The organism is Pseudomonas sp. FW215-R2 (assembly GCF_058789255.1).
The window spans coordinates 237,932-262,879 of the sequence record NZ_JBYTBO010000008.1; the positions used below are offsets into that span (position 1 = coordinate 237,932).

The following is a 24,948-nucleotide window of genomic DNA, read 5'->3' on the forward strand; positions in this document are numbered from 1 at the left end:
CGCCTCAGAGCAGGCCAAGTTGCTCGGCAGCGGGCTCTCTGTATAGCTCAGGCAGGGACGGCAGGCCAGGCAAACGTTGCATCAGTTGTGCATGGAAACGTTGCGCTAGCTTCGCCGCCAGAAGGTTGTCGGCGGTGTGCAGGAAGATGTACGGCGTGCGCCCTTCTTCGATCCATTCGGCGATTTTCGCCACCCACGGCACCAGGAACGGATCATTGGCTTCAAGCTCGGGATGGCCGATGAAGCGCACCTGCGGAAACTGGGTGAACGCTGCCGGACGGGTTGGCACCCGGGGCTTTTTCGATTGGGCGTGGATCACCGAAGACTCGGTGGACAGACAACTGAACAACGCGCGCGGATCGAGGCAGATGCGCTCCACACCGCGATCCAGCAGCAGACGATTGAGCAGGCGTTCGCTTTCGCCCTTGGCGAAGAACTGTTCGTGCCGCACTTCCACCGCCAATGGCCGATCAAACGCGTCGATGAAGGCTGCGAGCTCTGGCAGACGTTGCGGAGTGAAGCTCTTCGACAGTTGCAGCCACAGCGGCGACACACGCTCGCCGAGAGGGCTGAGTAACTGGATAAAGGTTTCGGCGGCGGTCAGTTGATCGCGCAGATCGCCGCTATGGCTGATGTCGCCGGGGAATTTTGCGGTGAAGCGAAAGTGCTCGGGCATGACCTCCACCCAACGCTGCACGGTAGCCGGCGAGGGGCTGGCATAGAAGGTCGTGTTGCCTTCCACGGCGTTGAACACTTGCGAATAGAGACCGAGGAAATCAGAGGTCTTGGCGTCTACCGGATACAGATACTCGCGCCAGGCGTTTTCACTCCAGGACGGGCAACCGAGGTAGTAAGGCAGATCCATCAGATGTAAAGGTCGAGGCCCAGCACGTCTGCGTCCCAATCGACAAAACCGGCGGTGCTCAGGTAGCTGGCCAAGGCCATGGCCACGCTTTTCTTCATCGCACGGTGATAAATCATGTCTTGTTGGCGGGCGGGCAGATTGCTCAGGCGTTGCGCAGCGTTTTTGGCGGCACGGGCGGCCAGTTGCGCCTCGGTGGGGAATTCCAGCTCGCCGTCGATATCCTCGACGGACTCATCCAGCGCCGGATTGCCTTTGCGAGGCTTGCGCTTGATGGGGTAGGACTGAGTGGAAACGCCGTCTATACGCATAAAGTCATGCTCGGTATCGATGATGGCAATTTAGCGGCACCTGACCGACTTAGCAAATCGCCGAGTGATAACTAGAACACATAAAAGACAAAAGGTTTAAAGCGGGGCGTTGGAAACTGACGATTGGCAGGAACTGGCGGGACCCTGTGGCGGATGCCACAGGGTGATTGTCTTCAGCGGGCTTTCGGGGTGGCCACTTTATCGCGCAGGTAAACCGGCTGGGCGTCGTCGGCCGGGATCGACTCACCGCGCGCCCAGGCGAAGCGGGCCAGCGTCAGCAGGTCTTCGGCATGGGGCAGCATGCCCGCGTCGGAACCGCTCAGATTGACCGCGATGCGCTCGCCGTAGCCCCAACCGGTGCCGGCACCGAACCAGTCGCCAGTCGCATCGTCCGGCAGCGCGGCGACTTCCGGCGGCAACACCGCTTCGGTGCCGACCAGACGCATCTCCCCGGCCGTCTCGCGATAGCAGCCCCAATACACTTCATCCATGCGCGCATCGATGGCCGCCGCGACCTGGCTCACGCCGTGTTCGCGATAAGCACGTTGCGCCAGCACCGCCAGATTCGACACCGGCAACACAGGGCGATCCAGCGCAAACGCCAGGCCTTGCACCACGCCGATGGCGATGCGCACACCGGTGAAAGCGCCCGGGCCACGACCGAAGGCGATAGCGTCCACGGCTTGCAGCGTGGTGCCAGCGTCGGCCAGCAGTTGCTGGATCATCGGCAGCAGTTTCTGCGCGTGCAGGCGCGGGATCACCTCGTAATGGCTCGTGACCTTGCCGTCATGCAGCAAGGCAACGGAGCAAGCTTCAGTCGCGGTGTCCAGGGCCAGCAAGGTGCTCATCGATGTGTCCGTAAATCAGGTGGGGAAAAAGTGCGCCAGTATAAACAACTACGGCCCGCAAGCGGGCCGTGGATGATGCAGCGGATCAGGTTTTTCAGCTCAGCGCTTCAAGAACCTTGGCGGTGATCGCTTCAACCGAACCGACACCCGGGATATGGCTGTACTTCGGCTTGCCGTTGGCAGCCGACAGCTTCTGGTAGAAATCCACCAGCGGCTTGGTCTGCGAGTGGTAGACCGACAGGCGATGACGCACGGTTTCTTCGGTGTCGTCCTTGCGCTGCACCAGCTCTTCACCGGTGATGTCGTCTTTACCGGCAATTTTCGGCGGGTTGTAGACGATGTGGTACACGCGACCGCTGGCCTCGTGAACGCGACGGCCAGCGATACGCTGAACGATTTCTTCGTCTTCAACAGCGATTTCAACCACGGCATCCAGCTCGACACCGGCAGTCACCAGCGCTTCAGCCTGAGGAATGGTGCGCGGGAAACCGTCGAACAGGAAACCGTTGGCGCAGTCAGCCTGAGCGATGCGGTCCTTGACCAGTGCGATGATCAGGTCATCCGACACCAGGCCGCCGGCATCCATGATGCTCTTGGCTTGAACGCCCAGCGGAGTGCCGGCCTTGACCGCAGCACGCAGCATGTCGCCGGTGGAGATTTGCGGGATGCCGAATTTCTCGGTGATGAACTTAGCCTGAGTACCTTTACCGGCCCCGGGAGCTCCCAGCAGAATGACGCGCATTAGATGTGCTCCTCAATTTTTTTATAAAAAGCTTTTGCAAAACAACGGATTCGCCTCATGGGGCGAAATCCTGGAAATAGGGTCGTGACCGCCCAAACGGCCAGAGGCTGACCAAGATACACAGCAGGCTGCGCCCACACAAGACGCCAAAAGTCGGAGAAACCGGCGCCTGCCGCGACCTTGCGACGCGGTTCCCCAAGTCGCAACCCCATCATTAACTGTCGCCTGACCGCATTTTCCCCACGATCAATAAACGGCACCCGACGTTTGCCCCGGGTGCCCCGCCCCACGCAGAAAACCTTAGCCGGTATTTCGCAAACCGGCGGCAATCCCCGCCACAGACACCAGCAACGCCTGTTCCACCGGGCTGCCCTGCTCGACATTCTGCTGCCGCGAACGCGCCAGCAGCTCAGCCTGCAATAGATGCAGCGGGTCGAGATAGGTGTTGCGCAGACGGATGAATTCGAGGGTGTCCGGGCTATGTGCCAGCAGTTGCGACTGACCGGTCAGGCCGAGGACCACGGAACATGCCTGCGACAATAGGTCGCGTAAGTGCACACCCAAAGGTAACAAGTCCGACTCAACCAGTCGCTCGTCGTAGGACAGCGCAATGTCGGCGTCAGCCTTGGCCAGCACCATCTCCAGCATGTCGATGCGCGTACGGAAAAACGGCCACTGCTCGCGCATCTGCCCCAGCAATTCGCCTTCGCCACGCGCCAGCGCCTTGCTCAACGCGGTTTCCCAGCCGAGCCAGGCCGGCAGCATCAGGCGGGTCTGGGTCCAGCCGAAGATCCACGGAATCGCCCGCAGGCTTTCAATGCCGCCAGCACGGCGCTTGGCCGGACGACTGCCCAACGGCAAACGTCCCAACTCCTGCTCTGGCGTTGACTGGCGGAAATACTCGACGAATTGTGGGTTTTCCCGCACCACGGCACGGTAAGCGGCGACACCGTCGGCGGCCAATTCGTCCATCAGATGTCGCCATTCCGGCGTCGGTGGCGGCGGTGGCAGCAAGGTCGCTTCGAGCACGGCAGCCAGATAGAGATTGAGGTTTTGTTCGGCGATGTCAGGCAGGCCGAATTTGAATCGAATCATTTCCCCCTGCTCGGTGGTGCGGAAACGCCCGGCCACCGAACCCGGCGGCTGCGACAGGATCGCCGCGTGAGCCGGGCCACCACCACGGCCCACGGTGCCACCGCGACCGTGGAACAGCAGCAGTTCGACTTGCTGCTCGCGGCAGATTTCCACCAGCCGTTCCTGCGCCCGATATTGCGCCCAGGCCGCCGCGGTGGTGCCGGCATCCTTGGCCGAGTCGGAATAGCCGATCATCACTTCCTGCGGGCCTTGCAGGCGCGCGCGATAACCCGGCAGCAGCAACAGGCGCTCGATCACCGGGCCGGCGTTGTCGAGGTCGGCGAGGGTTTCGAACAGCGGCACCACGCGCATTGGCCGCAGTACGCCAGACTCTTTGAGCAGCAGTTGCACCGCCAATACATCGGAGGCAGCGCCGGCCATGGAGATCACGTAGGAGCCCAGCGAAGCGCCCGGCGCGGCAGCGATTTCCTTGCAGGTGGCGAGCACTTCGGCAGTGTCCGCCGAGGGTTTGAAATGCGCCGGCAGCAACGGCCGACGATTTTGCAGTTCGCGGGTCAGGAAGCTGATGCGTTGTTCTTCGTCCCAGTCTTCATAGCGACCGAGGCCGAGGTAATCGGTGATTTCGGTCATGGCCGCGCTGTGTCGCGACGAATCCTGACGCACATCGAGGCGCACCAGGAACAGGCCGAAGGTCACGGCCCGGCGCAAGCAATCGAGCAACGGCCCGTCGGCGATCACGCCCATGCCGCACTCGTGCAGCGAGTGGTAGCACAGCTCCAGCGGATCGAGCAGGTCGCGGTTGTTGTGCAACACATCGGCCGGTGCCGGAGTGGTCGCCGCCAAAGATGCATGGGCCCAGTTGCGCGTGGCGCGCAGGCGCTCGCGCAATTGCTTGAGCACGGCGCGATAGGGTTCGGCGCTGTCGCCGGCCTTGGCCTTGAGCGATTCGCTGGCCTGTTGCATCGACAGTTCAGCCGCCAGGTGATCGACATCGCGCAAATACAAATCTGCTGCCATCCAGCGCGCCAGCAACAGTACTTCGCGGGTCACGGCAGCGGTCACGTTCGGGTTGCCGTCACGGTCGCCGCCCATCCACGAAGCGAAGCGGATCGGCGCAGCCTCCAGCGGCAAACGCAGGCCCGTGGCGGCGAACAGTGCCTGATCGGCCTTGCGCATATGGTTGGGAATCGCCTGCCACAGCGAGTGCTCGATCACTGCAAAACCCCATTTGGCCTCGTCCACCGGGGTCGGCCGGGTGCGGCGGATTTCTTCGGTGTGCCAGGCTTCGGCGATCAAACGTTGCAGGGTGTTCTGGATCTGCTCGCGCTCGGCGCTGGTCAGGTCGCGGTGATCCTGGGCCGCCAGTTGCGCGGCGATCGCGTCGTACTTCTGGATCAGCGTGCGCCGGGCCACTTCGGTCGGGTGCGCGGTCAGCACCAGTTCGATTTCCAGTCGCGACAACTGTCGGGCAAGGGAGTCGGCGCTGTGCCCTTCTTCACGTAAACGGGCGAGCAATTCCGGCAGCACGCGGGACTCGAACGGTGCGGCCTGCGACTCTTCGCGGCGATGGATGAGCTGGTACTGCTCGGCGATGTTCGCCAGGTTGAGAAACTGGTTGAACGCCCGCGCCACCGGGAGCAATTCGTCTTCGCTCAACTGATTGAGGCTGGCGCTGAGTTCGGCGTCCATCGAGCCGCGCCGGTCAGCCTTGGCGCCCTTGCGAATCTGCTCGATCTTGTCGAGAAACGCCTCGCCGTACTGGTCACGGATGGTGTTGCCCAACAGCTCACCGAGCAGGTGAACGTCTTCGCGCAAGCGTGCATCAATATCGGTCATCAGCATCTCTCCAGCAGTAATCGGTGACGGATCGCAAGTGAGTGGATGAACAGAGAGTGCCGCTCTGGGACGCTTCTTACAAGCAGACGACGAAGGGACTTTAAACCTTGAGGCTTGAAGCTAGTCTCAACAGTAAGCCCCACAACGGCTTGCCGCCGGCTGACGGCGGACACTCACCCAGACCTGCCACGAGCAGGTGCGACATGAGGTCATTATGAAAATCCGTGAACTCGCCCAGCATTGGGAAGAAACCGCCAAGGGTCGTCTGACCGAGACCGGCTACACGATTCATCTGGATGTGGAAGCGGCCGCACGGCTGGCCGCGATCGCCGAGATGTACCCCAAACGCCACGCCGAAGAACTGCTCGGCGAGCTGATCGGCGCCGCCCTCGAAGAGTTCGAAGCAAGCCTGCCGTATGTCAAAGGTTCGACCGTGGTCGCCACTGATGAGGAAGGTGATCCACTGTATGAAGACGTCGGCCCGACGCCGCGTTTTCTCGCGTTGTCGCGGCGTCATCTGCACGATTTATCGGCCGCCGTCGGTAAGCAGAAACACTGATTTTTCCTGCCTCTCCTCTCCCTTGAACAGCCCTGTCCCCGAGTCTGAAATGGCTCGGGGATACCGCTGCGCGCGTCCAAAGTTCCCGGTTTAGAGCCCTGTCCATTCGGTCAGAATATTTTTTGGCGATGAGCCATCTTTTCTGAACTTTTAAAAAAAGCCTTCGGTCGGAACAGGTAACCACGCCTGGAACGAGCGTTTCAAAACGCACTTGCACATGACGGTTGCGGCTCCGCTACCAGGATGGATTTCGAAGCTTTCAAGGAGTTAACCAATGGAGTTGAAGACCATGAAGACCCAAACCTCGTTCTCCCACCTGCGCGGTCTGAAACTGGCCGCTCTCGCTATCGGCACCAGCTTCGTGCTGGCCGGTTGCGCCGGCAATCCACCGACCGAGCAGTACGCCGTCACCCAATCGGCGGTCAACAGCGCGGTCAGTGCCGGTGGCACCGAATTCGCCGCCGTGGAAATGAAGCAGGCACAGGACAAGCTCAAACAAGCCGAAATCGCCATGCACGACAAGAAGTATGACGAGGCTCGCACACTGTCCGAGCAGGCCGAGTGGGACGCTCGCGTAGCAGAACGCAAGGCTCAGGCGGCCAAGGCTGAACTGGCTGTGAAGGATGCCCAGAAAGGTGTTCAGGAACTGCGTCAGGAAAGTCAGCGCACCGTGCAATAAGCGCGCATCCCGACTGCAAGGCTGAATCTCTTACCGATAGAAAGGACGAACGATTATGCGTAAACAACTGATGATCCCCGCTCTGCTGGCCGCAAGTGTTGCCCTGGCTGCCTGCTCGACGCCGCCGAACCCGAACCTGGAACAGGCGCGCACCAACTACGCCGGTCTGCAGGCCAACCCGCAGGCGAGCAAAGTGGCCGCACTGGAAACCAAGGACGCCAGCGATTACCTGGACAAGGCTGACAAGGCCTATCTGGACAAGGAAAACGCGGCCAAGGTTGACCAACTGGCCTACCTGACCAACCAGCGCGTGGAAGTGGCCAAGCAGACCATCGCCCTGCGCACCGCTGAAAACAACCTGAAGAACGCCTCCGCCCAACGTGCCCAGGCACGTCTGGATGCCCGCGATCAACAGATCAAGCAGTTGCAGGACAGCCTCAACGCCAAGCAGACCGATCGCGGTACGCTGGTGACCTTCGGTGACGTGCTGTTCGCCACCAACAAGGCCGACCTGAAATCCAGCGGCCTGGTGAACATCAACAAACTGGCGCAATTCCTTCAGGAAAACCCTGATCGCAAAGTGATCGTCGAGGGCTACACCGACAGCACTGGCGCGGCAAACTACAACCAGTCGCTGTCCGAGCGTCGTGCGACTTCGGTGCAGGTGGCGCTGATCAAAATGGGCGTCGATCCGTCGCGCATCGTGGTGCAGGGTTATGGCAAGGAATACCCGGTGGCGGATAACGGCAGCGTCTCGGGCCGTGCGATGAACCGTCGGGTGGAAGTGACCATTTCCAACGACAACCAGCCGGTGATTCCGCGTTCGGCTGTCAGCTCGAACTAAGCGTCACGCGGTAACGAAAAAGCCCCGCCTGAGTTGATCAGGCGGGGCTTTTGTTTGCCGCAGGCTTACTCTTCCAGCTTCTGCGGGGTCTCCTGGCCCATGCAGCGCACAGCCTTTTTCTGGCCGTTGATCAACACCCCGGTCAGGCCTTTCTGTTCGGTGTCGAACAGCACCAGCACGCCATCGATGCATTGCGCCACTTGCGGCGCCGGGTCCAGAGAGACTTTGTAGTCTTCGCCGGGAATGGTCTTGAGCATGGTGAATTCGTTGAGCAGCAACGCATCCTCGGGTTTGGCGAAGTGCAGGTAACCGTAGTACCACAGGGCACCAACAGTGCCGAGGATGCTGCAGATACCGGTGATGATCAGCGGGATGGCGTTACGTTCTTCACTCATTGCGGACTCTCTGGTGGTTCAGCTTCAGAATTCTGGGGAGGCGGATAATTCGGGACTTCGCCGAGGCGGCGCAGGCCGTTGAAGTGCTCGGGATCGTCGAGGTAGCGCAGCATCACCTGACGCCACACCGGATCGCCGAAGGTCTGCACATGGCCGCCGCGAGTCAGTTGCAGCACGCGAGGCGGCGGCGCAGCTTGATACAGACGGATGCCGTTGGAAAGGGGCACCAGCGGATCGTCGAGGCTGTGGAAGATCAGTTTCGGCACGCCGTTGAGTTGCGGCATCGCGTTGATCGCGCTGTCACCGTCCGGCACCAGCCACGACAGCGGCACCTGGAACGGCCAGGTCATCCATGAAGTGCTGAGGGCGTATTGGCCGACGCTGCGATAACTGGCGGGCACACCGTCGAGCACCAGCGCCTTGAGTTGCTTTTGTCTTTCCGGATGTTGTACCAGCCAATGCACGGCCATCGAGCCGCCGAGGCTCTGGCCCAGCAACACCAGCGGTTTGCCTTTGACTTCCGGCGCCTTGTCCAGCCAGGCGAACGCGGCGTCGATGTCCTGATAGATCGCCGGCAGACTCGGCTCGCCCTCGGACAAGCCGTAACCGCGATAGTCCACCAGCAGCACTTGATAGCCGTTTTTCGGCAACCACCAGCTCCCGCCCAGGTGCATCGGCAGGTTGCCGCCGTTGCCGTGCAGGTGCAGGACCGTGCCCTTGACCTCGACACCGGGTTTGGCCGGCAGCCACCAGGCGTTCAGCTTGAGGCCGTCGGCGGTGGTCAGGGTGACGGTGCGGTATTCGAGTTTGGCCTTTTCCGGCGTGAAGATCTGACCCGGCTCGGGGTAGAACAGCAAAGAGCTGCAACCGCCGAGGGTCAGGAGCAGGCAGAAGATGCCGAGGATTCTCATCCGTTGAAACCTCGCGAAATTCGGGTTCCCACGCAGCGCGTGGGAACGTTCAAGGGGGCTACAGGATGTTCGAGTAATCGGCCTCGATCCGGTCCAGGCTCAAGTGATTGAGGAAGTTGGAGAAGCACATCCACGCCGACAACGCGTTCATGTCGCGGAACTGGTCCGGCAGATACTTCGGCGGTACCACCAGGCCTTCATCCACCAGCTGACGCAGGGTTCGCATGTCCTCAAGGGTTGTCTTGCCACAGAACAACAGCGGGATCTGCTCAAGCTTGCCCTTGCGCACGGCCAACTGAATGTAGTTGTAAACCATGATGAAGCCCTTGAGGTAGGACAAGTCTTTGGTGAATGGCAGACCGGTCGGCGTCGATCCCCGGAAAACCCGACTGGCATTGCCATAGCTTTCGGCCATTTCAAAGCCCTGCTCGCGGAAGAACTCGAAGATCTGCAGGAAGTCCGCGCCCTCCTCGACCATGTGAATGGCGCGGGTGCGGTTGGTCAGTTTGCGCAAGCGGCTCGGGTAGGAGGCGAACGTGATGATTTCCATCAGGATCGCCAGGCCTTCCTGAGTCACCGTCGACGAGGGCGGGCCCTTGGACAGGAAGGTGCAGATCGGCTGGTTCAGACCGTTGAGCGTGGTGCCGACGTGCACCAGGCCTTCGTGGACTTCCAGCGCGCGCACGTCGCGGTCGTTGAACATCGCGTCGGTGCGGATCTTGATGTAGTCGGCGCCCGCCGCCGCGTCGGCGACGATCCCGTCGGACTCGAACACGCGGATGGTTTCCTCGGCCTCGCCGAACACCTTGTTCAGGCGGGTTTGCAGCAGGTGCACGGCATCCTTGGCGGTGAGGATCTTCGGTTCGTCCTTCAGGTCGCCACGGCCGTCGATGTTGTTCAGGTAGTCCGACATCATCAGGCCAAGGTCGGCCAGGGTCGGGTCACCGGCGTGGAACGCATCGGACGCAGCGCCGTACAGTTCCTGGGAAATCAAGCCGAAATCCTCGGTGCCGCGCGCTTCGAGCATGCGCACCACCATCCGGTATTCCTTGCACATGCGGCGCATGATCTGGCCGACCGGGTTGAACTGGCCGAGCTGGCGGGTGATGTCGCGCTCGATGTTCTGGAATTCCAGCTTCACCTTGCTCGAATCGAAAGACAGCGGCCGGTTGAGGTAGTAGTCGCGATCCACCGCCGGCAATTCCTTGCCCTTGGCCTTGAGAAAACCCTTGCGGATGTTCTCGTCCCACTTGACTGCGTCAAGGACGCGAATCGGCGTCTGCGCCAGCACAATGCGATCGGACAGCGTGCGTATCGTCTGCTGGTAATCGTCCACCCGAAACTCCTGTAGAAAACATGACGAACTGAATTATTTGGCCTTGGCCTGATGCTGATAGCGCGCCGCTTCGACGAAAACGTCGGAATTGGCCGGGTCGTCGAGGTAAGCAAAGACCTTTTCGAGAGTGCTGTCGACTTGCACGCCCTCGCCGTCATCGGTCTGGAAGCCCTGGCCGTCGAGGCTTTTCTGCGCGATGGCCTGGTTGATCTGTTCGAGATCGAGGTTGTAGATCACCAGTTCGTGCTTATCGGTGAGTTCGAAACCGGCGATGGTGAAGTGCCCGCCATACTGCGCCGGCACCTTCGCCGACAGATACCAGCGGTTGCCATGGCGCGACACGGTGAACGGATAGGCTTCGCGCTCGCGCGGTCTGGACTTGAAGTACGCGACCGCCTGATAGCGGTCGTTGCCCAGGCGCGTCAGTTCCAGGTTCATCGGTTCGCCCCAGGCGTTGGTGCTCGACCATTGGCCGAGCAGGCCCTTGGGCGCCGGCTCACTGGCGGGCAGCGGCTCCTTGAAGGTCACCAGACAACCGCTGAGCAGCAGGAACGACAGCGCGATCAACGCGCCACGCCAGGCTTTCATTCAACACTCCCTATGAACCGAACTCGCCACCGGACCTGTGGGAGCGTTACATCGACGCCAGCACCAGATGCATATAGCGGGTCAGAATGCCGAGCATGTCCTCTTCGGCCAAAGGCTCGGCGTCGTTGAGCAGGCCCTGATATTCCATCCGTCCGATAATCGCCGTCAACACCTTGGCATCCTGCTGCGGCTCGCGTGAGCCCAGCACCTGGAACAACTGGCAGGTGCCCTGCAACAGAATCTGCTGGTGGGAGCGCACCAATACCGCCAGACGCGGGTTGAGCAGCGCTTCCTGACGAAAAGCCTGTTCGGCCATCAAGTGCTCGCGGCGATTGACCAGTTGCCGGTGCACGTAGTCAGCCATCAACCGGGCGATATCGTCCGCCAGCTGCGAGCGCGACTCCGGGCTGCCGTCGCCGCTGACCACCATTTCGCGCAGCAGGCCTTCGTTGTTGATCCACAACTTGGCCATGTAGGCCGCGCTGCGTTCAACGTATTGGGCGAAGGTATCGGTGAGCAGGTCATCGATGTCCTTGAAGTAATAGGTGGTCGCCGACAACGGCACACCGGCTTCGGCCGCCACCGCACGGTGGCGCACGGCACGCACGCCGTCGCGCACGACAATGCGCATCGCCGCGTCGAGAATGTCCTGCCGACGCTGCTCGCTGCCCTGTCGGCTGGCCTTGCGGCCCTGGTACTGAACACTTTCAGCGACCGCAGTGGCGATTCCCGCTGCACCCTCTTGAGCCATTGCACCGATCACGACAGGCATACCTCTGTTGTTTTCTTCAAAATTAACCATTTGATACGTTTGTACCAGACAGGCAATAAAAAGCCGCCCATTTCAGGCGGCTTTTTTATTGAAACACTTACGCTTGTGGCCGCATGTGCGGGAACAGGATCACGTCGCGGATCGACGGGGAGTTGGTCAGCAACATCACCAGACGGTCGATACCGATACCTTCACCGGCCGTTGGCGGCATGCCGTACTCCAGCGCGCGAACGAAGTCGGCGTCGTAGTGCATGGCTTCGTCGTCGCCGGCGTCCTTGTCGGCCACCTGCGCCATGAAGCGCTCGGCCTGGTCTTCCGCGTCGTTCAACTCGGAGTAGGCGTTGGCGATTTCACGGCCGCCGATAAACAGCTCGAAGCGGTCGGTGACGTTCGGGTTGTCATCGTTGCGACGGGCCAGCGGCGACACTTCGAACGGGTACTGAGTGATGAAGTGCGGCTGCTCCAGCTTGTGCTCGACCAGTTCTTCGAAAATCATCACCTGCAGCTTGCCCAGACCTTCGAAGCCCAGCACCTTGGCACCGGCCTTCTTGGCGATGGCGCGAGCCTTGTCGATGTCGTTCAGGTCATCGGCGGTCAGCTCGGGGTTGTACTTGAGGATCGAGTCGAACACCGACAGGCGCACGAACGGCTCGCCGAAGTGGAACACCTTGTCGCCGTACGGCACGTCGGTGCTGCCCAGAACCAGCTGCGCCAGCTCACGGAACAGTTCTTCGGTCAGGTCCATGTTGTCTTCGTAGTCGGCGTAAGCCTGGTAGAACTCCAACATGGTGAATTCAGGGTTGTGACGAGTCGAAACGCCTTCGTTACGGAAGTTGCGGTTGATCTCGAACACTTTTTCGAAGCCACCAACCACCAGACGCTTGAGGTACAGCTCTGGCGCGATACGCAGGAACATTTCCATGTCCAGCGCGTTGTGGTGGGTTTCGAACGGCTTGGCCGCAGCGCCGCCAGGAATGGTCTGCAGCATCGGCGTTTCGACTTCGAGGAAGTCGCGCTTCATCAGGAAGCTGCGGATGTGCGCGATCACTTGCGAACGCACGCGGAAGGTCTGACGCACGTCTTCGTTGACGATCAGGTCAACGTAGCGCTGACGGTAGCGCTGTTCGGTGTCGGTCAGGCCGTGGTGCTTGTCCGGCAGCGGGCGCAGGGATTTGGTCAGCAGGCGCACGCTGGTCATCTCGACGTACAGGTCGCCCTTGCCGGAACGGGCCAGGGTGCCTTCGGCGGCGATGATGTCGCCCATGTCCCAGGTTTTCACCGCGGCCAGGGTGTCTTCAGACAGGGTCTTGCGGTTGACGTAGACCTGGATGCGACCGGTCATGTCCTGGATCACCATGAACGAGCCACGGTTGAGCATGATGCGACCCGCAACCTTGACCGGGATCGCAGCCTCTGCCAGCTCTTCCTTGGTCTTGTCCGCGTACTGTTTCTGCAGTGCTTCGCAGTAGTTTTCGCGGCGGAAGTCGTTCGGGAAGGCATTGCCCTTGGCGCGCTCGGCAGCAAGCTTTTCCTTGCGCAGGGCGATCAGGGAGTTTTCTTCCTGTTGCAGGGCTTGCGGATCGAGTTGTTGGTCGCTCATGTCTTTAAATATTCCATCACAGGTTCGTTGCCCCCGCCGATGGCGGGGGACTTGAGGTCGGGTGAAAGCTTACAGCCCCGATTTCAGGCTGGCTTCCAGGTATTCGTCGATGTCGCCGTCGAGCACCTTGTCGCAATCGCTGCGTTCGATGTTGGTGCGCAGATCCTTGATCCGCGACGCATCGAGCACGTACGAACGGATCTGGTGACCCCAGCCGATATCCGACTTGGTGTCTTCCAGCGCCTGGGACGCCGCGTTGCGCTTCTGCATTTCCTGCTCGTACAACTTGGCCCGCAGCATTTTCATGGCGGTGTCCTTGTTCGCGTGCTGGGAACGTTCGTTCTGGCAGCTGACCACGGTGTTGGTCGGTACGTGGGTGATACGTACGGCCGAGTCGGTGGTGTTTACGTGCTGACCACCGGCACCGGAGGAACGATAGGTGTCGATCCGCAGGTCTGCCGGGTTGATTTCGATTTCCACCTTGTCGTCGATCTCTGGCGAGACGAACACCGCGGAGAACGAGGTGTGGCGACGGTTGCCGGAGTCGAACGGGCTCTTGCGCACCAGACGGTGCACGCCGATCTCGGTCCGCAGCCAGCCAAAGGCGTATTCGCCCTTGATGTGCACGGTAGCGCCCTTGATCCCGGCGACTTCACCGGCCGACAGCTCCATGATGGTCGCGTCGAAACCGCGTTTGTCGGCCCAGCGCAGGTACATGCGCAGCAGGATGTTGGCCCAGTCCTGGGCTTCGGTGCCGCCGGAACCGGCCTGGATGTCCAGGTAGGCGTTGTTCGGGTCCATCTCGTGGCTGAACATACGGCGGAATTCGAGCTTGGACAGGGACTCTTCCAGACCTTGAAGGACTTCGACGACGTCGTTGACCGCACCCTCATCGTTCTCTTCAACGGCCATGTCCAGCAGCTCGCGGCAATCGGCCAGGCCACCGTTCAGTTCGTCGAGGGTGTCGACGATCTGCGCCAGCGCAGCGCGCTCGCGGCCCAGTTCCTGGGCGTATTCAGGTTTGTTCCAGACTGCAGGATCTTCAAGCTCGCGATTGACTTCGATCAGACGCTCATGCTTTTGATCGTAGTCAAAGATACCCCCGAATAGTTTCGGAGCGCTCGGACAGGTCCTTGATGGTGTTCAGGATCGGGTTGATTTCCATGACGGGCAGCACTCGTTGGCGAACTTTTGAAAGCCGGCGAGTATAACGTAATCAAGCTGTCACGGCAGCCCGTCTGGCGGCTCTTGAGGCGAATGAACCCGATGGTTCATTCGATCCTCACCTGATTGCGCCCATTGTTCTTCGCCAGATACAAACCACGGTCCGCCGCCGAGATCAGCAACCGGCAGTCGCTGCCCGCCTCCGGCACCATCGTCGCCAGGCCGATGCTGATGGTCAGACTCGACCCTTCGACCGGAGCATTGTGCGGAATCTTCAGTGCCGCCACGGTCTGGCGCAGCTTCTCCGCCACCAGTCGCGCCCCGCCCGGCGAGGTGTTGGGCAGCACCAGCGCAAACTCTTCACCGCCATAACGCGCCGGCAGGTCGGACGGCCGGGCGCTGGCCTCGCGGATCGCCGTGGCGACCTTGCGCAGGGCTTCGTCGCCTTCGACGTGGCCGAACGTGTCGTTGTAAGACTTGAAGTAGTCGACGTCGATCATCAGCAGCGACAACTGACTCTGGTCACGCAGCGAGCGGCGCCATTCCAGTTCCAGGTATTCGTCGAAGTGCCGGCGGTTGGACAGCCCGGTCAGGCCGTCGGAGTTCATCAGCCGCTGCAAGACCAGGTTGGTGTCGAGCAATTGCTGCTGGCTGACCCGCAACGCGCGATAGGCCGCGTCCCGTTGCAGCAGGGTCATGTAGGAGCGCGAGTGATAACGGATGCGCGCCACCAGTTCGATGTTGTCCGGCAACTTCACCAAGTAATCGTTGGCCCCGGCCGAAAACGCCGCGCTCTTGATCAGCGGGTCTTCCTTGGTCGACAGGACGATGATCGGAATGTCCTTGGTCGCCGGGTGATTGCGGTATTCGCGCACCAGGCTCAGGCCATCGAGGCCGGGCATCACCAGATCCTGCAGGATCACCGTGGGTTTGATCCGCACCGCGTGAGCCACGGCCTGATGCGGGTCGGAGCAAAAGTGGAAGTCGATGTTCTCTTCATTCGACAGCCCACGGCGCACGGCTTCGCCGATCATCGCCTGATCGTCCACCAACAACACCATGGCGGCGTTCTCGTCGGTTTTGATGTCATCGATCTGTAAGTCATTCATGGGCGGTCACCTGAGTGCTGCGGGGGCCAGGATTGCGGATGGACGTGTTCATTTGGGGAAAATCTCCAGCAATCGTGGCGCTATCTTTTCCAGTGGACGGATTTCTACGGCTGCATCAATGGCCGCGGCGGCCTTGGGCATGCCGTACACCGCACTGCTTTGCTGATCCTGCGCGATGGTCAGGTAACCCTGTTGGCGCATGAGCTTAAGCCCTTGCGCCCCGTCGCGTCCCATCCCGGTCAATAAAACCCCTACTGCGTCACCGTTCCAGTAGTTGGCGACGCTTTCGAAAAACACGTCGATCGAGGGGCGGTAGATTTCGTTGACCGGCTCGGCGGTGTAGGCCAGCGTGCCGTTCTTGAGTAATCGGATGTGATGATTGGTGCCGGCCAGCAACACCGCGCCGGCCTGCGGCGGCTCGCCTTCCCGGGCCAGGCGCACGTCCAGGCCGCTGGCGCTGGCCAGCCATTCGGCCATGCCGGCGGCGAACACCTGATCGACATGCTGCACCAGCACGATGGCCGCGGAAAAGTTGCGCGGCAGGCCTTTGAGCAAAACCTCCAGCGCCGCCGGCCCACCGGCTGACGATCCGATCGCCACCAGCCGCTGGCACGACCCGGAACTGCGCGGTGTCGTCTGGGCCGGGCGGGCGCGAGCGGTTTTCTCGCCGATCAGCCAGCCGATATTCAGAATCTTGCGCAACAGCGGCGCCGCTGCCTGCTGGGCGTTGCCGGCGCCAAGGGCCGGCGTGTCGACCACGTCCAGCGCGCCGTGGCCCATGGCTTCGAACACCCGGTGCACGTTCTGCTGGCGGTCAACGGTAACGATGACAATCGCGCACGGGCTCTCGGCCATGATTCGCCGGGTGGCTTCGACACCATCCATCACCGGCATGATCAGATCCATCAGGATCAGGTCCGGGGTGTCTTCCGCGCACAGCCGCACCGCTTCGGCGCCATTGCTGGCGACCCACACCACCTGATGCGCCGGCTCGAAGGCCAGCGCCCGGCGCAGGGCCTCCACCGCCAAAGGCATGTCGTTGACGATTGCGATTTTCATGCCCGCGCTCCTCCGATGAGCTCAACCACCGCGTCGAGCAGGGCGTCGTCATGAAAACTGGCCTTGGCTAAATAATAGTCGGCTCCGGCGTCCAGTCCACGGCGCCGGTCTTCCTCGCGATCCTTGTAGGACACCACCATCACCGGCAGCGATTGCAGACGGTTGTCGCGGCGCAACAGCGAGACCAATTCGATGCCGTCCATGCGCGGCATGTCGATGTCGGTGATCAACAGGTCAAAGTCCTCGGAGCGCAGGGCGTTCCAGCCGTCCATGCCGTCCACCGCAACGGCCACGTCATAGCCGCGATTGAGCAGCAGCTTGCGTTGCAACTCGCGCACGGTCAGCGAATCGTCGACCACCAGAATCCGCTTGCGCGCCGCTTCTGCGGCCTGATGGCCGTGGCGGGCAATGCGCTCCAGACGCCCGGTGTTGAGCAGTTTGTCCACCGAACGCAGCATGTCTTCGACATCGACGATCAGCACCACCGAGCCATCGTCGAGCAGAGCGCCGGCGGAAATGTCCTGCACCTTGCCCAGTCGCTCGTCCAGCGGCAGCACCACCAGCGTGCGCTCACCGATGAAACGCTCGACCGCCACACCGTAGATCGCGTCGCGCTCGCGGATCACCACGACTTTCAGGGTATCGCCACTGTTCTGACTGGCCGGACGCTGCAATAACTGACTGGCCGCGACGAGCCCGACATGGCGGCCCTCGTGCCAGAAATGCTGACGGCCTTCGACCTGCACGATATCGTCCGGTGCCAGGTCGCACATGCGCTCGATGTGCGCCAGCGGGAAGGCGTAGGCCTCATCGCCGACCTCCACCACCAGACTGCGCACCACCGACAGGGTCAGCGGCACCTCGAGATGGAAGCGGCTGCCCTCGCCTGCCGTCTGCTCCAGCACCACCGCGCCGCGCAACTGGCGGACCATGTGCTGAACGGCATCGAGGCCGACGCCACGCCCGGAGACTTCGGTGACCTTGTCCCGCAGGCTGAAGCCCGGCAGGAACAGGAACGTCAGCAGTTCTTCTTCGCTCAACTGGGCGGCAGTTTCGGCGGGTGACAACTGGCGTTCGACGATGCTGCGGCGGACTTTTTCCAGGTCCACACCGTTGCCATCATCGCTCAGTTCCAGTACCAGCAGACCGGCCTGATGCGAGGCGCGCAAACGGATCAGCCCTTCTTCGGGCTTGCCTTTGAGCAGGCGCTCTTCCGGCGTTTCGATGCCGTGATCGACCGCGTTGCGCAGCAGGTGCGTCAGCGGTGCTTCGAGCTTTTCCAACACATCGCGGTCGACCTGGGTTTTCTCGCCTTCAATCTCCAGTCGCACCTGTTTGCCGAGGCTGCGACCGAGGTCGCGCACCATCCGCACCTGACCCGACAGCACATCGGCAAACGGCCGCATGCGGCAGGCCAGCGCGGTGTCGTAGAGCACTTGTGCGCGCTGACTCGCTTGCCAGGCAAACTCGTCGAGCTCGGCGTTTTTTTCTGCCAGCAACTGCTGGGATTCGGCGAGCAAACGCCGCGCATCTTCCAGCGCTTCCTGGGCCTCAAGGCTCAGGGCATGCTCCTTGAGATGCACATTGAGACTTTCCAGCGCCCGCAGACCGTTGTTCTGCATGCGCTTAAGGCGTTGCATCGTGGCCAGATGCGGCTTCAGACGCTGGGTTTCCACCAGGGATTTGCTCGACAGATCGAGCAAGCTATTCAGGCGCTCGGCAGTAACCCGCAGAACCCGCTCGCCACCTTCGGTGGTGCGCTTGCTCTTGCGCGGCGCGGGTTCTGGCTCGGCAGTTTCGACGGGGATTTCAACCGGCGTCGGCTCAACTACTGGAGGTGGCTGAAGCTGCAACTCGGCCATCGGCGGCGCGCTCGGAGCGGCGGGTACCACTGCCGGCGCAGCCGGATCGAGCAAACTGCCCATCAACGCCACGTAAGCCTCGATGTCCGCCGGTTGCGGGCCGTTGGCCGGCGTGGCAATGCGCATCAGCAAGTCTGTGCCCTGCAACAGCGCGTCGATATGTTCCGGGCGCAGGAACAGCCGCCCTTCCTGCGCACTGACCAGACAGTCTTCCATCACGTGGGCGACGCTGACGCCGCTGTCGATGCCGACAATCCGCGCCGCACCTTTCAACGAATGCGCCGCCCGCATGCACGACTCGAGCTGATCGGCCTGGGTCGGATTGCGTTCCAGCGCCAGCAGCCCGGCGCTGAGCACCAGGGTCTGGGCTTCGGCTTCGAGGCTGAACAGCTCCAGCAGGGAGGCGTCGCGCATTTGCTCGGGGGTCATGTGAGGCTCCGGGTCACGGCGGACAGCAGCTGTTCTTCATCCAGCCAACGCAGGCTGCGACCTTTGAAAGGCAGCACGCCTCGGGTGTATTTCGCACTGGCCTGCGCCCCGGAACGCGACGCGGCATCGAGGATTCGCTCGTCGATGGCGTGAATCCCGTCGACTTCGTCCACCGGCACCACCACCGGCCCGCCCTGGGCCGCGATGATCAGCATGCGCGGCATGATCCGTGCGCCCGTCGCCGGGGCGGCGTTGCTGTCGAGGTCGAGCAGTTCGACCAGCGACAGGCACGCCACCAGCGCACCGCGCACGTTCGCCACGCCGAGCAAGGCCCGGGAGCGCTGATGCGGCAGAGAGTGAATCGCCTGCAACGGCGCGACCTCCACCAGACTGCGGGTGGCCAGGCCGAGCCATTCTTCGCCGAGGCGGAACATCAGCAGCGAACGGGTTTTCAGCTCGGTCTCAACCTGGATCGCCACCGGATCGCGTTCGTCCTGCTGCAGCGCATAGCGGTCGAGCAGGCGCGTGGCGGCGGCGGAATACACCGAGCAATTGCGGCAGTGAATGTGTTCTTCCAGCAGCGGGCAGGACTTGTCGCCGTGGATGCCGATGCGATTCCAGCAATCGTCGATGGCCCGGGCGTCTTCGTGGGTGACGTTCAAGGTGTCGGACGGGATCATCATTTACGCTCACTGTCGGCGGTGCGGCCGCTGCGGGCGGCGCGCTCCTGCAATCGTCTGGCACCGGCCGTGTCGCCCTGGGCCTGCAGCAACCCGGCCAGGTGCATCAAGGCTTCGGCGTGTTGCGGCTCGAGGTACAAAGCCTTGCGGTAAAAACCCTGGGCTTCGAGAGCACTGCCGGCAACATCGCTGAGCAGGCCAAGCCAGTAAAACACCTGGGCCACCGGCTCATGGCTGCGCAAATACTGTTCGCACGCAGCGCGGGCTTCGGCGCTTTTGCCTTCGTTGGCCAGGGCAGCGATGTTGGCCAGCAGGGTCGTGGCATCGGGATTCGGGCTTTTGACGGTGGCGGGCAACGGTGTCACCGCGGCAAACGGCCGGTTGCGCACGGGCGGCGGTGGCGCGCTGCGCACCGGCTGGCGCACGGGCAACGGTGTCGGGATCGCGACCGGCATTGGCAATGGTTCGGGTTGCGGGTCGCTGTGGCGACTGAACGCGAAAGACTGCGGAATCCCGATCGAGCGCATGCCCAGCCGTCCGAGCAGGCTGCCCTCAGCCGGGCCGATAAACAGCACGCCATCCACATGGGTCAGGCGCTTGAGCACGGCGAACACCTGTTGCTGGGTCGGTTGATCGAAATAGATCAGCAGGTTGCGACAGAACACGAAATCGAACGGTGGCTCGCTGGCCAACAGCGTCGGATCCAGCACATTGCCGACCTGCAAACGCACCTGTTCGCGCACGTATTCATTCAGGCGATAGCCTTCGTCCTCCGGCATGAAATGCCGTTCGCGGAACGCCAGTTCCTGGCCGCGAAACGAGTTCTTGCCGTACAGCGCCCGTTGCGCCTTGTCCACCGACAAGGGGCTGACATCCATGCCATCGACCTTGAACTGATGGGGCTTGAGGCCCGCATCGAGCAACGCCATGGCAATCGAATAAGGTTCTTCACCAGTGGAGCACGGCAGGCTGAGAATGCGCAGCGCACGCATGTTGTTCAGCTCGGCCAGGCGCTTGCGCGCCAGTTTGCCCAAGGTGGCGAAGGATTCCGGGTAACGGAAAAACCACGTCTCAGGGACGATCACCGCCTCGATCAGCGCTTGCTGTTCGTCCCGCGAGCCTTGCAGCGTTTGCCAGTACTCATCGGCGGTGACCATTTGCGACAGGATGATGCGCTGGCGCACCGCTCGCTCGATGATCGCCGGCCCGACCGAAGCGACGTCGAGACCGATGCGTTCCTTGAGGAAATCGAAGAAGCGCTGGTCGCTGCTCATGGCTGCTCCTCAAACCGCGCCGGGTCCAACGGCGGCGTCGGGAACAACAGCGGGCGCACCGTCTCGTCCAACAGATCATTGACCCGCACCCATTGCACCAGTCCGCGAGCGTCTTCGCGCACCGGGCCCAGGTACGGCGCCTGACGATTGTCGAGGCCGTACGGCTGGAAATCATCAGGGTTGCAACGCAGGGTGTCGGTGGCCTGCTCGAGGATCAAGCCGAGCCATTGCGAGGGTTGCGAATCATCCGCGCGGTAATGCACCAGCACCAGCCGTGTGCTGGTGCGCGCCTCGGCGGGGTGACCGAACGTCAGGGCGCTGAGATCGATCACCGGCACCACCGAACCGCGATAGGCAAACACCCCCGCCACCCAGTGCGGCGCCCGGGCAATCGGCTTCAACGGCAGGCGCGGTAGCACTTCGGCCACTTCCGTGGCACGCAGGGCGTAGCGTTCGCTGCCGATGCGAAACAGCAGGAACAACGCCTGCTTCGCCACCGGTGCAGCGCTGCGTTTGGCGGTGATTTCGCTCATCAGACTTTGAATCGCGAAACGCCGCTGCGCAGGCCTACGGCCACCTGACTCAGTTCGTCGATGGCGAAACTGGCCTGACGCAACGACTCGACGGTCTGGCTGCTGGCATCACCCAGTTGCACCAGCGCATGGTTGATCTGCTCGGCGCCGGTGGCCTGGGCCTGCATGCCTTCGTTGACCATCAACACCCGCGGCGCCAGCGCCTGCACCTGATGGATGATCTGCGACAGCTGCTCGCCCACCTGCTGGACCTCGGACATGCCGCGACGCACTTCCTCGGAGAACTTGTCCATGCCCATCACCCCGGCCGACACCGCCGACTGGATCTCGCGAACCATCTGTTCGATGTCATAAGTAGCGACAGCCGTCTGATCCGCCAGACGCCGCACTTCGGTGGCGACCACGGCGAAACCGCGACCGTACTCACCGGCCTTCTCCGCTTCGATCGCGGCGTTCAGGGACAACAGGTTGGTCTGGTCGGCGACCTTGACGATGGTCACAACTACCTGATTGATGTTGCCGGCCTTCTCGTTGAGGATCGCCAGTTTGGCGTTCACCAGATCCGCCGCGCCCATCACCGAGTGCATGGTGTCTTCCATGCGTGCCAGGCCTTGTTGCCCGGAACCGGCGAGTACCGAGGCCTGATCGGCGGCGGTGGACACTTCGGTCATGGTGCGCACGAGGTCACGGGAGGTCGCCGCGATCTCGCGGGACGTCGCGCCGATTTCGGTTGTGGTGGCGGCGGTTTCGGTGGCGGTCGCCTGTTGTTGCTTGGACGTAGCGGCGATCTCGGTCACCGACGTGGTGACCTGCACCGACGAGCGCTGGGCCTGGGACACCAGCGAGGTGAGCTCGGTCATCATGTCGTTGAAGCCGGTTTCCACGGCGCCGAACTCATCCTTGCGCTCAAGGTTCAAGCGGCTGCTCAGGTCGCCGGTACGCATGACTTCGAGGATCTGCACGATGCGGTTCATCGGCGCCATGATCGCGCGCATCAGCAACAGACCGCAGAAACCGGCAGCCAGCACGGCCACCAGCAGCGAGACAAACATGCTGACCTTGGCTGCCGCCACCGCGTCGTCGATGTTGGCCATGGCCTGGTCGGCGACTTTCTTGTTCTCGCCGATGATGTCGTTGAGTTTCATCCGGCCGCCAACCCAGGCCGGGGTCAGCTTCTCGTTGAACAGCTTGACCGCATCGGCTTCCAGATTGCGCTTGTGCAGATCCAGCACGGCGTCCTGGATCTTCATGTAGTTGTCGTGATCCTTTTCAAACGCGGCGAACTCGATCCGGTCCTCGTCGGTGGTCACGGTGTTGCGGTAGTTGGCCATCTGCTCCTGGAGACGTTTCTCGAAGGACTGGTAGTCCGCCGCGTCTTCACTGCTGACGCCCTGCCCTTCTTTCAGCCCCAGCAACTCCTGAGTCTGCAGATAGCTGTCGACCCACGCGCCGCGGATCATCGAGCTGTAATAGACGCCGGGAATCGCGTCGTCACGGACGCTGTTTTCACTGGCTTCGATCTTCAGCAGCCGAGAATACGAGACGACCACCATCAGCAACATGATGGCGATAATCACCGCAAAGCTCGCCAAAATGCGTTGGCGCAACGTCCAGTTCTTCACAGTCAGTCCTCGGGGCCAGATCGAAATTGCGGGGGAGTATAGCTGAGGGCGGTGTTTCATTTATAAGACGGTTTGCCGCGCTCAAGCCTTCCGGTGTTAAACGGGGTGGGCTCTGGATAGGGACTTTCAAGCAATCGGAGGGCGGCGTGCCAGTGACGCAATGGCAAAAAGGGGCGATGGATTGGCCATTTCGGTTTTAGATGATCTGGCGACACAGTAGCCATGTGCCATGGTGCGCAACTTCTTGCGCACTTGATTCGCAAAATCGCCGCCCGATATCGCTACAGCCCCCGAGTACCGTCGCCTGTAGCCGAGTGCGCAACTTCTTGCGCAGTACTGCGCAAGAAGTTGCGCACTTTTGGCCTTAATTTGGCATGAAACATCTTGAAACATGCACTTAACAGCAGTTTCGCCCCCGTATCACGGAGACTTTGGCAAAGCTGGCACGGTCCTTGATATAGCTTTGGCACCCACCGGGCGATTTCGCCTCCCGGGCACCCTAACTTTATCCGCAAGGAGAGCATCCCATGGCAACACCAGCGTACATGTCGGTTACCGGCGAAAAACAAGGCCTGATCACTGCCGGCGCCTTCACCGCCGACTCCGTTGGCAACACCTACCAGGAAGGCCACGAAGACCAGGTTATGGTTCAGGCTTTCACCCACGACGTGATCATCCCGCGTGACCCGCAATCCGGTCAGCCAACCGGTCAGCGCGTGCACAAGCCAGTTGTGATCACCAAGGTCTACGACAAGGCTTCGCCTCTGCTGCAAGCCGCTCTGACCTCCGGCGAGCGCATGAGCGAAATCGTTATCCAGTGGTACCGCACTTCGGCGCAAGGCACCCAAGAGCACTACTACACCACCAAACTGGAAGACGCGATCATCGTCGCCATCAACAACAAAATGCACAACTGCCAGGACCCAGGCAATTCGCACTTCACCCACCTGGAAGAAGTGCAGTTCACCTACCGCAAAATCACTTGGACCCACGAAGTATCCGGTACTTCGGGTTCCGATGACTGGCGTGCTCCAGTCGTTTAATTACGGCTGATCGTTTCAAGCATCGGCCAGCTCTGCTGGTCGATGTTGTTTACGCCCTCCAGAATTTCGCGTGCGTTGATCCGCCTGGCGGTCATCGACGAACGCCGCTGTACAGCACGAGGAACAAGGGATGTTCGCGCCGGCCAATGAAACTCACTTTGCCCTGACCGTCGAAGGTCTTTCCAACGACTTTCAGGTGTTTACCCTCACCGGTCGGGAAGCCATCAGCCAGCCTTTTGTGTTCGAGGTGGAGCTGGTCAGTGAGCAGCCGTCGCTGAACCTCGAAACCCTGCTGCACAAACCGGCCTTTTTGCAGCTGTCGCCCGACGGCAGCGGCATCCACGGCCTGATCTACCGCGCCGCGCAAGGCGATTCCGGCAAGCGCCTGACGCGTTACTCCGTGACCCTGCGCCCGCAACTGGCGTACCTGGCGCACCGGATCAACCAGCGGATCTTCCAGAACCTCAGCGTGCCGAAAATCATCGGCAAGGTCCTCGAAGAACATGGCATCCAGGGCAACGCCTATGCGTTCCAGACCGGTTCGATCTACCCCGAGCGCATCTACTGCGTGCAGTACGACGAATCGGACCTGCATTTCATCCAGCGCCTGTGCGAAGAAGAAGGCATTCACTACCACTTCCAGCACAGCGCCACGGCGCACAAACTGGTGTTCGGCGATGACCAGACGGTGTTCCACAAACTGGCGCCGGTGGCCTACCAGCAGGACTCCGGCATGGTCGCCAGCGACCCGGTGATCAAGCGCTTCGACCTGCGCCTGGAAACCCGCACCAGCCG

24 protein-coding genes are annotated in these 24,948 nt (G+C 61.6%); 5 read left to right on the forward strand and 19 right to left on the reverse strand.

Annotated elements, in window-relative coordinates:
- Positions 1-4: 4 nt before the first annotated feature.
- The 5 genes from AC3WRD_RS13945 to ppc form a co-directional block, all read right to left on the reverse strand.
- Complete coding sequence (locus AC3WRD_RS13945; protein ID WP_102621441.1) at positions 5-865, reverse strand: DUF72 domain-containing protein; 861 nt, start codon at positions 863-865, stop codon at positions 5-7.
- Positions 865-1,173 (reverse strand): hypothetical protein, encoded by a 309-nt coding sequence (locus AC3WRD_RS13950; protein ID WP_102621442.1) that lies wholly within the window; start codon positions 1,171-1,173, stop codon positions 865-867. The genes AC3WRD_RS13945 and AC3WRD_RS13950 overlap by 1 nt, the downstream gene beginning before the upstream one ends.
- 173 nt (positions 1,174-1,346) lie before the next feature.
- Complete coding sequence (gene tsaB, locus AC3WRD_RS13955; protein ID WP_096819652.1) at positions 1,347-2,021, reverse strand: tRNA (adenosine(37)-N6)-threonylcarbamoyltransferase complex dimerization subunit type 1 TsaB; 675 nt, start codon at positions 2,019-2,021, stop codon at positions 1,347-1,349.
- 94 nt (positions 2,022-2,115) lie between these two features.
- Positions 2,116-2,763, reverse strand: a complete 648-nt coding sequence (adk, locus tag AC3WRD_RS13960; RefSeq protein WP_096819653.1) for an adenylate kinase — start codon at positions 2,761-2,763, stop codon at positions 2,116-2,118.
- Positions 2,764-3,063: 300 nt separating this feature from the next.
- Complete coding sequence (gene ppc / locus AC3WRD_RS13965) at positions 3,064-5,694, reverse strand: phosphoenolpyruvate carboxylase (protein ID WP_102621453.1); 2,631 nt, start codon at positions 5,692-5,694, stop codon at positions 3,064-3,066.
- Positions 5,695-5,908: 214 nt separating this feature from the next.
- Between ppc and AC3WRD_RS13970 the strand changes: the two genes are divergently transcribed.
- From AC3WRD_RS13970 to lptF, 3 genes are all read left to right on the forward strand, one after another.
- Positions 5,909-6,253: a pilin assembly protein gene (locus AC3WRD_RS13970; RefSeq protein WP_096819655.1), complete on the forward strand. Its 345-nt coding sequence runs from the start codon at positions 5,909-5,911 to the stop codon at positions 6,251-6,253.
- Between the two features lie 274 nt (positions 6,254-6,527).
- Positions 6,528-6,932, forward strand: coding sequence for a DUF4398 domain-containing protein (locus AC3WRD_RS13975; RefSeq protein WP_102621443.1), 405 nt, complete (start codon positions 6,528-6,530; stop codon positions 6,930-6,932).
- A 55-nt stretch (positions 6,933-6,987) separates the two neighbouring features.
- The gene (gene lptF, locus AC3WRD_RS13980; protein ID WP_096819657.1) at positions 6,988-7,776 is read left to right on the forward strand and encodes a lipotoxin F family OmpA-related lipoprotein LptF; all 789 of its coding nucleotides are present in this window, start codon (positions 6,988-6,990) and stop codon (positions 7,774-7,776) included.
- A gap of 65 nt (positions 7,777-7,841) precedes the next feature.
- Here lptF and AC3WRD_RS13985 read toward each other — a convergent pair whose 3' ends face one another.
- From AC3WRD_RS13985 to AC3WRD_RS14050, 14 genes are all read right to left on the reverse strand, one after another.
- The gene (locus tag AC3WRD_RS13985; RefSeq protein ID WP_096819658.1) at positions 7,842-8,171 is read right to left on the reverse strand and encodes a PA3694 family proteiin; all 330 of its coding nucleotides are present in this window, start codon (positions 8,169-8,171) and stop codon (positions 7,842-7,844) included.
- On the reverse strand, positions 8,168-9,082 hold the full coding sequence (locus AC3WRD_RS13990) for an alpha/beta hydrolase (RefSeq protein WP_102621444.1): 915 nt from the start codon (positions 9,080-9,082) through the stop codon (positions 8,168-8,170). Before AC3WRD_RS13990 ends, AC3WRD_RS13985 begins: the two co-directional genes overlap by 4 nt.
- Positions 9,083-9,140: 58 nt before the next feature.
- On the reverse strand, positions 9,141-10,418 hold the full coding sequence (locus tag AC3WRD_RS13995) for a flavohemoglobin expression-modulating QEGLA motif protein (RefSeq protein ID WP_102621445.1): 1,278 nt from the start codon (positions 10,416-10,418) through the stop codon (positions 9,141-9,143).
- Positions 10,419-10,451: 33 nt separating this feature from the next.
- Positions 10,452-11,006 (reverse strand): hypothetical protein, encoded by a 555-nt coding sequence (locus AC3WRD_RS14000; RefSeq protein WP_102621446.1) that lies wholly within the window; start codon positions 11,004-11,006, stop codon positions 10,452-10,454.
- 46 nt (positions 11,007-11,052) lie between these two features.
- Positions 11,053-11,757, reverse strand: a complete 705-nt coding sequence (locus tag AC3WRD_RS14005) for a TetR/AcrR family transcriptional regulator (protein WP_096819676.1) — start codon at positions 11,755-11,757, stop codon at positions 11,053-11,055.
- A gap of 118 nt (positions 11,758-11,875) precedes the next feature.
- Complete coding sequence (lysS, locus tag AC3WRD_RS14010; RefSeq protein WP_096819662.1) at positions 11,876-13,378, reverse strand: lysine--tRNA ligase; 1,503 nt, start codon at positions 13,376-13,378, stop codon at positions 11,876-11,878.
- Positions 13,379-13,447: 69 nt separating this feature from the next.
- Positions 13,448-14,543 (reverse strand): peptide chain release factor 2 gene (gene prfB, locus AC3WRD_RS14015; RefSeq protein ID WP_102621447.1). Its coding sequence is split into 2 segments (ribosomal slippage): positions 13,448-14,470 and positions 14,472-14,543, totalling 1,095 coding nucleotides; the frame shifts between segments, so codons are not numbered across the junction.
- Between the two features lie 106 nt (positions 14,544-14,649).
- The gene (locus AC3WRD_RS14020; RefSeq protein ID WP_096819664.1) at positions 14,650-15,651 is read right to left on the reverse strand and encodes a response regulator; all 1,002 of its coding nucleotides are present in this window, start codon (positions 15,649-15,651) and stop codon (positions 14,650-14,652) included.
- Between the two features lie 48 nt (positions 15,652-15,699).
- Positions 15,700-16,710 (reverse strand): chemotaxis response regulator protein-glutamate methylesterase, encoded by a 1,011-nt coding sequence (locus tag AC3WRD_RS14025; RefSeq protein WP_102650850.1) that lies wholly within the window; start codon positions 16,708-16,710, stop codon positions 15,700-15,702.
- Positions 16,707-19,001, reverse strand: coding sequence for a hybrid sensor histidine kinase/response regulator (locus AC3WRD_RS14030; RefSeq protein WP_102621449.1), 2,295 nt, complete (start codon positions 18,999-19,001; stop codon positions 16,707-16,709). Before AC3WRD_RS14030 ends, AC3WRD_RS14025 begins: the two co-directional genes overlap by 4 nt.
- Positions 18,998-19,681, reverse strand: a complete 684-nt coding sequence (locus AC3WRD_RS14035; RefSeq protein WP_096819677.1) for a chemotaxis protein CheW — start codon at positions 19,679-19,681, stop codon at positions 18,998-19,000. Before AC3WRD_RS14035 ends, AC3WRD_RS14030 begins: the two co-directional genes overlap by 4 nt.
- Positions 19,681-20,955, reverse strand: coding sequence for a CheR family methyltransferase (locus AC3WRD_RS14040; RefSeq protein WP_102621450.1), 1,275 nt, complete (start codon positions 20,953-20,955; stop codon positions 19,681-19,683). The genes AC3WRD_RS14035 and AC3WRD_RS14040 overlap by 1 nt, the downstream gene beginning before the upstream one ends.
- Positions 20,952-21,488, reverse strand: a complete 537-nt coding sequence (locus AC3WRD_RS14045) for a chemotaxis protein CheW (RefSeq protein WP_102621451.1) — start codon at positions 21,486-21,488, stop codon at positions 20,952-20,954. The genes AC3WRD_RS14040 and AC3WRD_RS14045 overlap by 4 nt, the downstream gene beginning before the upstream one ends.
- A complete protein-coding gene (locus AC3WRD_RS14050) occupies positions 21,488-23,110 on the reverse strand; it encodes a methyl-accepting chemotaxis protein (RefSeq protein WP_096819669.1) in 1,623 nt (540 codons plus the stop codon). Before AC3WRD_RS14050 ends, AC3WRD_RS14045 begins: the two co-directional genes overlap by 1 nt.
- A 527-nt stretch (positions 23,111-23,637) precedes the next feature.
- On the opposite strand from AC3WRD_RS14050, the gene AC3WRD_RS14055 reads away from it, so the two are divergent.
- Both AC3WRD_RS14055 and tssI read left to right on the forward strand, forming a co-directional pair.
- Positions 23,638-24,153 carry an Hcp family type VI secretion system effector gene (locus tag AC3WRD_RS14055; RefSeq protein ID WP_007918282.1) on the forward strand — a complete coding sequence of 172 codons (516 nt, stop codon included), beginning with the start codon at positions 23,638-23,640 and terminating at the stop codon, positions 24,151-24,153.
- Between the two features lie 130 nt (positions 24,154-24,283).
- Positions 24,284-24,948, forward strand: a 665-nt coding sequence (tssI, locus tag AC3WRD_RS14060; protein ID WP_492574064.1) for a type VI secretion system tip protein TssI/VgrG, incomplete at its 3' end; no start/stop codon positions are given.

Coding starts and splice junctions, on each gene's coding strand:
- AC3WRD_RS13945 (WP_102621441.1), bottom strand. CDS start 865: ATGGATCTGCCTTACTACCTCGGTTGCCCGTCCTGGAGTGAAAACGCC.
- AC3WRD_RS13950 (WP_102621442.1), bottom strand. CDS start 1,173: ATGCGTATAGACGGCGTTTCCACTCAGTCCTACCCCATCAAGCGCAAG.
- tsaB (WP_096819652.1), bottom strand. CDS start 2,021: ATGAGCACCTTGCTGGCCCTGGACACCGCGACTGAAGCTTGCTCCGTT.
- adk (WP_096819653.1), bottom strand. CDS start 2,763: ATGCGCGTCATTCTGCTGGGAGCTCCCGGGGCCGGTAAAGGTACTCAG.
- ppc (WP_102621453.1), bottom strand. CDS start 5,694: ATGACCGATATTGATGCACGCTTGCGCGAAGACGTTCACCTGCTCGGT.
- AC3WRD_RS13970 (WP_096819655.1), top strand. CDS start 5,909: ATGAAAATCCGTGAACTCGCCCAGCATTGGGAAGAAACCGCCAAGGGT.
- AC3WRD_RS13975 (WP_102621443.1), top strand. CDS start 6,528: ATGGAGTTGAAGACCATGAAGACCCAAACCTCGTTCTCCCACCTGCGC.
- lptF (WP_096819657.1), top strand. CDS start 6,988: ATGCGTAAACAACTGATGATCCCCGCTCTGCTGGCCGCAAGTGTTGCC.
- AC3WRD_RS13985 (WP_096819658.1), bottom strand. CDS start 8,171: ATGAGTGAAGAACGTAACGCCATCCCGCTGATCATCACCGGTATCTGC.
- AC3WRD_RS13990 (WP_102621444.1), bottom strand. CDS start 9,082: ATGAGAATCCTCGGCATCTTCTGCCTGCTCCTGACCCTCGGCGGTTGC.
- AC3WRD_RS14000 (WP_102621446.1), bottom strand. CDS start 11,006: ATGAAAGCCTGGCGTGGCGCGTTGATCGCGCTGTCGTTCCTGCTGCTC.
- AC3WRD_RS14005 (WP_096819676.1), bottom strand. CDS start 11,757: ATGGCTCAAGAGGGTGCAGCGGGAATCGCCACTGCGGTCGCTGAAAGT.
- lysS (WP_096819662.1), bottom strand. CDS start 13,378: ATGAGCGACCAACAACTCGATCCGCAAGCCCTGCAACAGGAAGAAAAC.
- AC3WRD_RS14020 (WP_096819664.1), bottom strand. CDS start 15,651: ATGAATGACTTACAGATCGATGACATCAAAACCGACGAGAACGCCGCC.
- AC3WRD_RS14025 (WP_102650850.1), bottom strand. CDS start 16,710: ATGAAAATCGCAATCGTCAACGACATGCCTTTGGCGGTGGAGGCCCTG.
- AC3WRD_RS14030 (WP_102621449.1), bottom strand. CDS start 19,001: ATGACCCCCGAGCAAATGCGCGACGCCTCCCTGCTGGAGCTGTTCAGC.
- AC3WRD_RS14035 (WP_096819677.1), bottom strand. CDS start 19,681: ATGATCCCGTCCGACACCTTGAACGTCACCCACGAAGACGCCCGGGCC.
- AC3WRD_RS14040 (WP_102621450.1), bottom strand. CDS start 20,955: ATGAGCAGCGACCAGCGCTTCTTCGATTTCCTCAAGGAACGCATCGGT.
- AC3WRD_RS14045 (WP_102621451.1), bottom strand. CDS start 21,488: ATGAGCGAAATCACCGCCAAACGCAGCGCTGCACCGGTGGCGAAGCAG.
- AC3WRD_RS14055 (WP_007918282.1), top strand. CDS start 23,638: ATGGCAACACCAGCGTACATGTCGGTTACCGGCGAAAAACAAGGCCTG.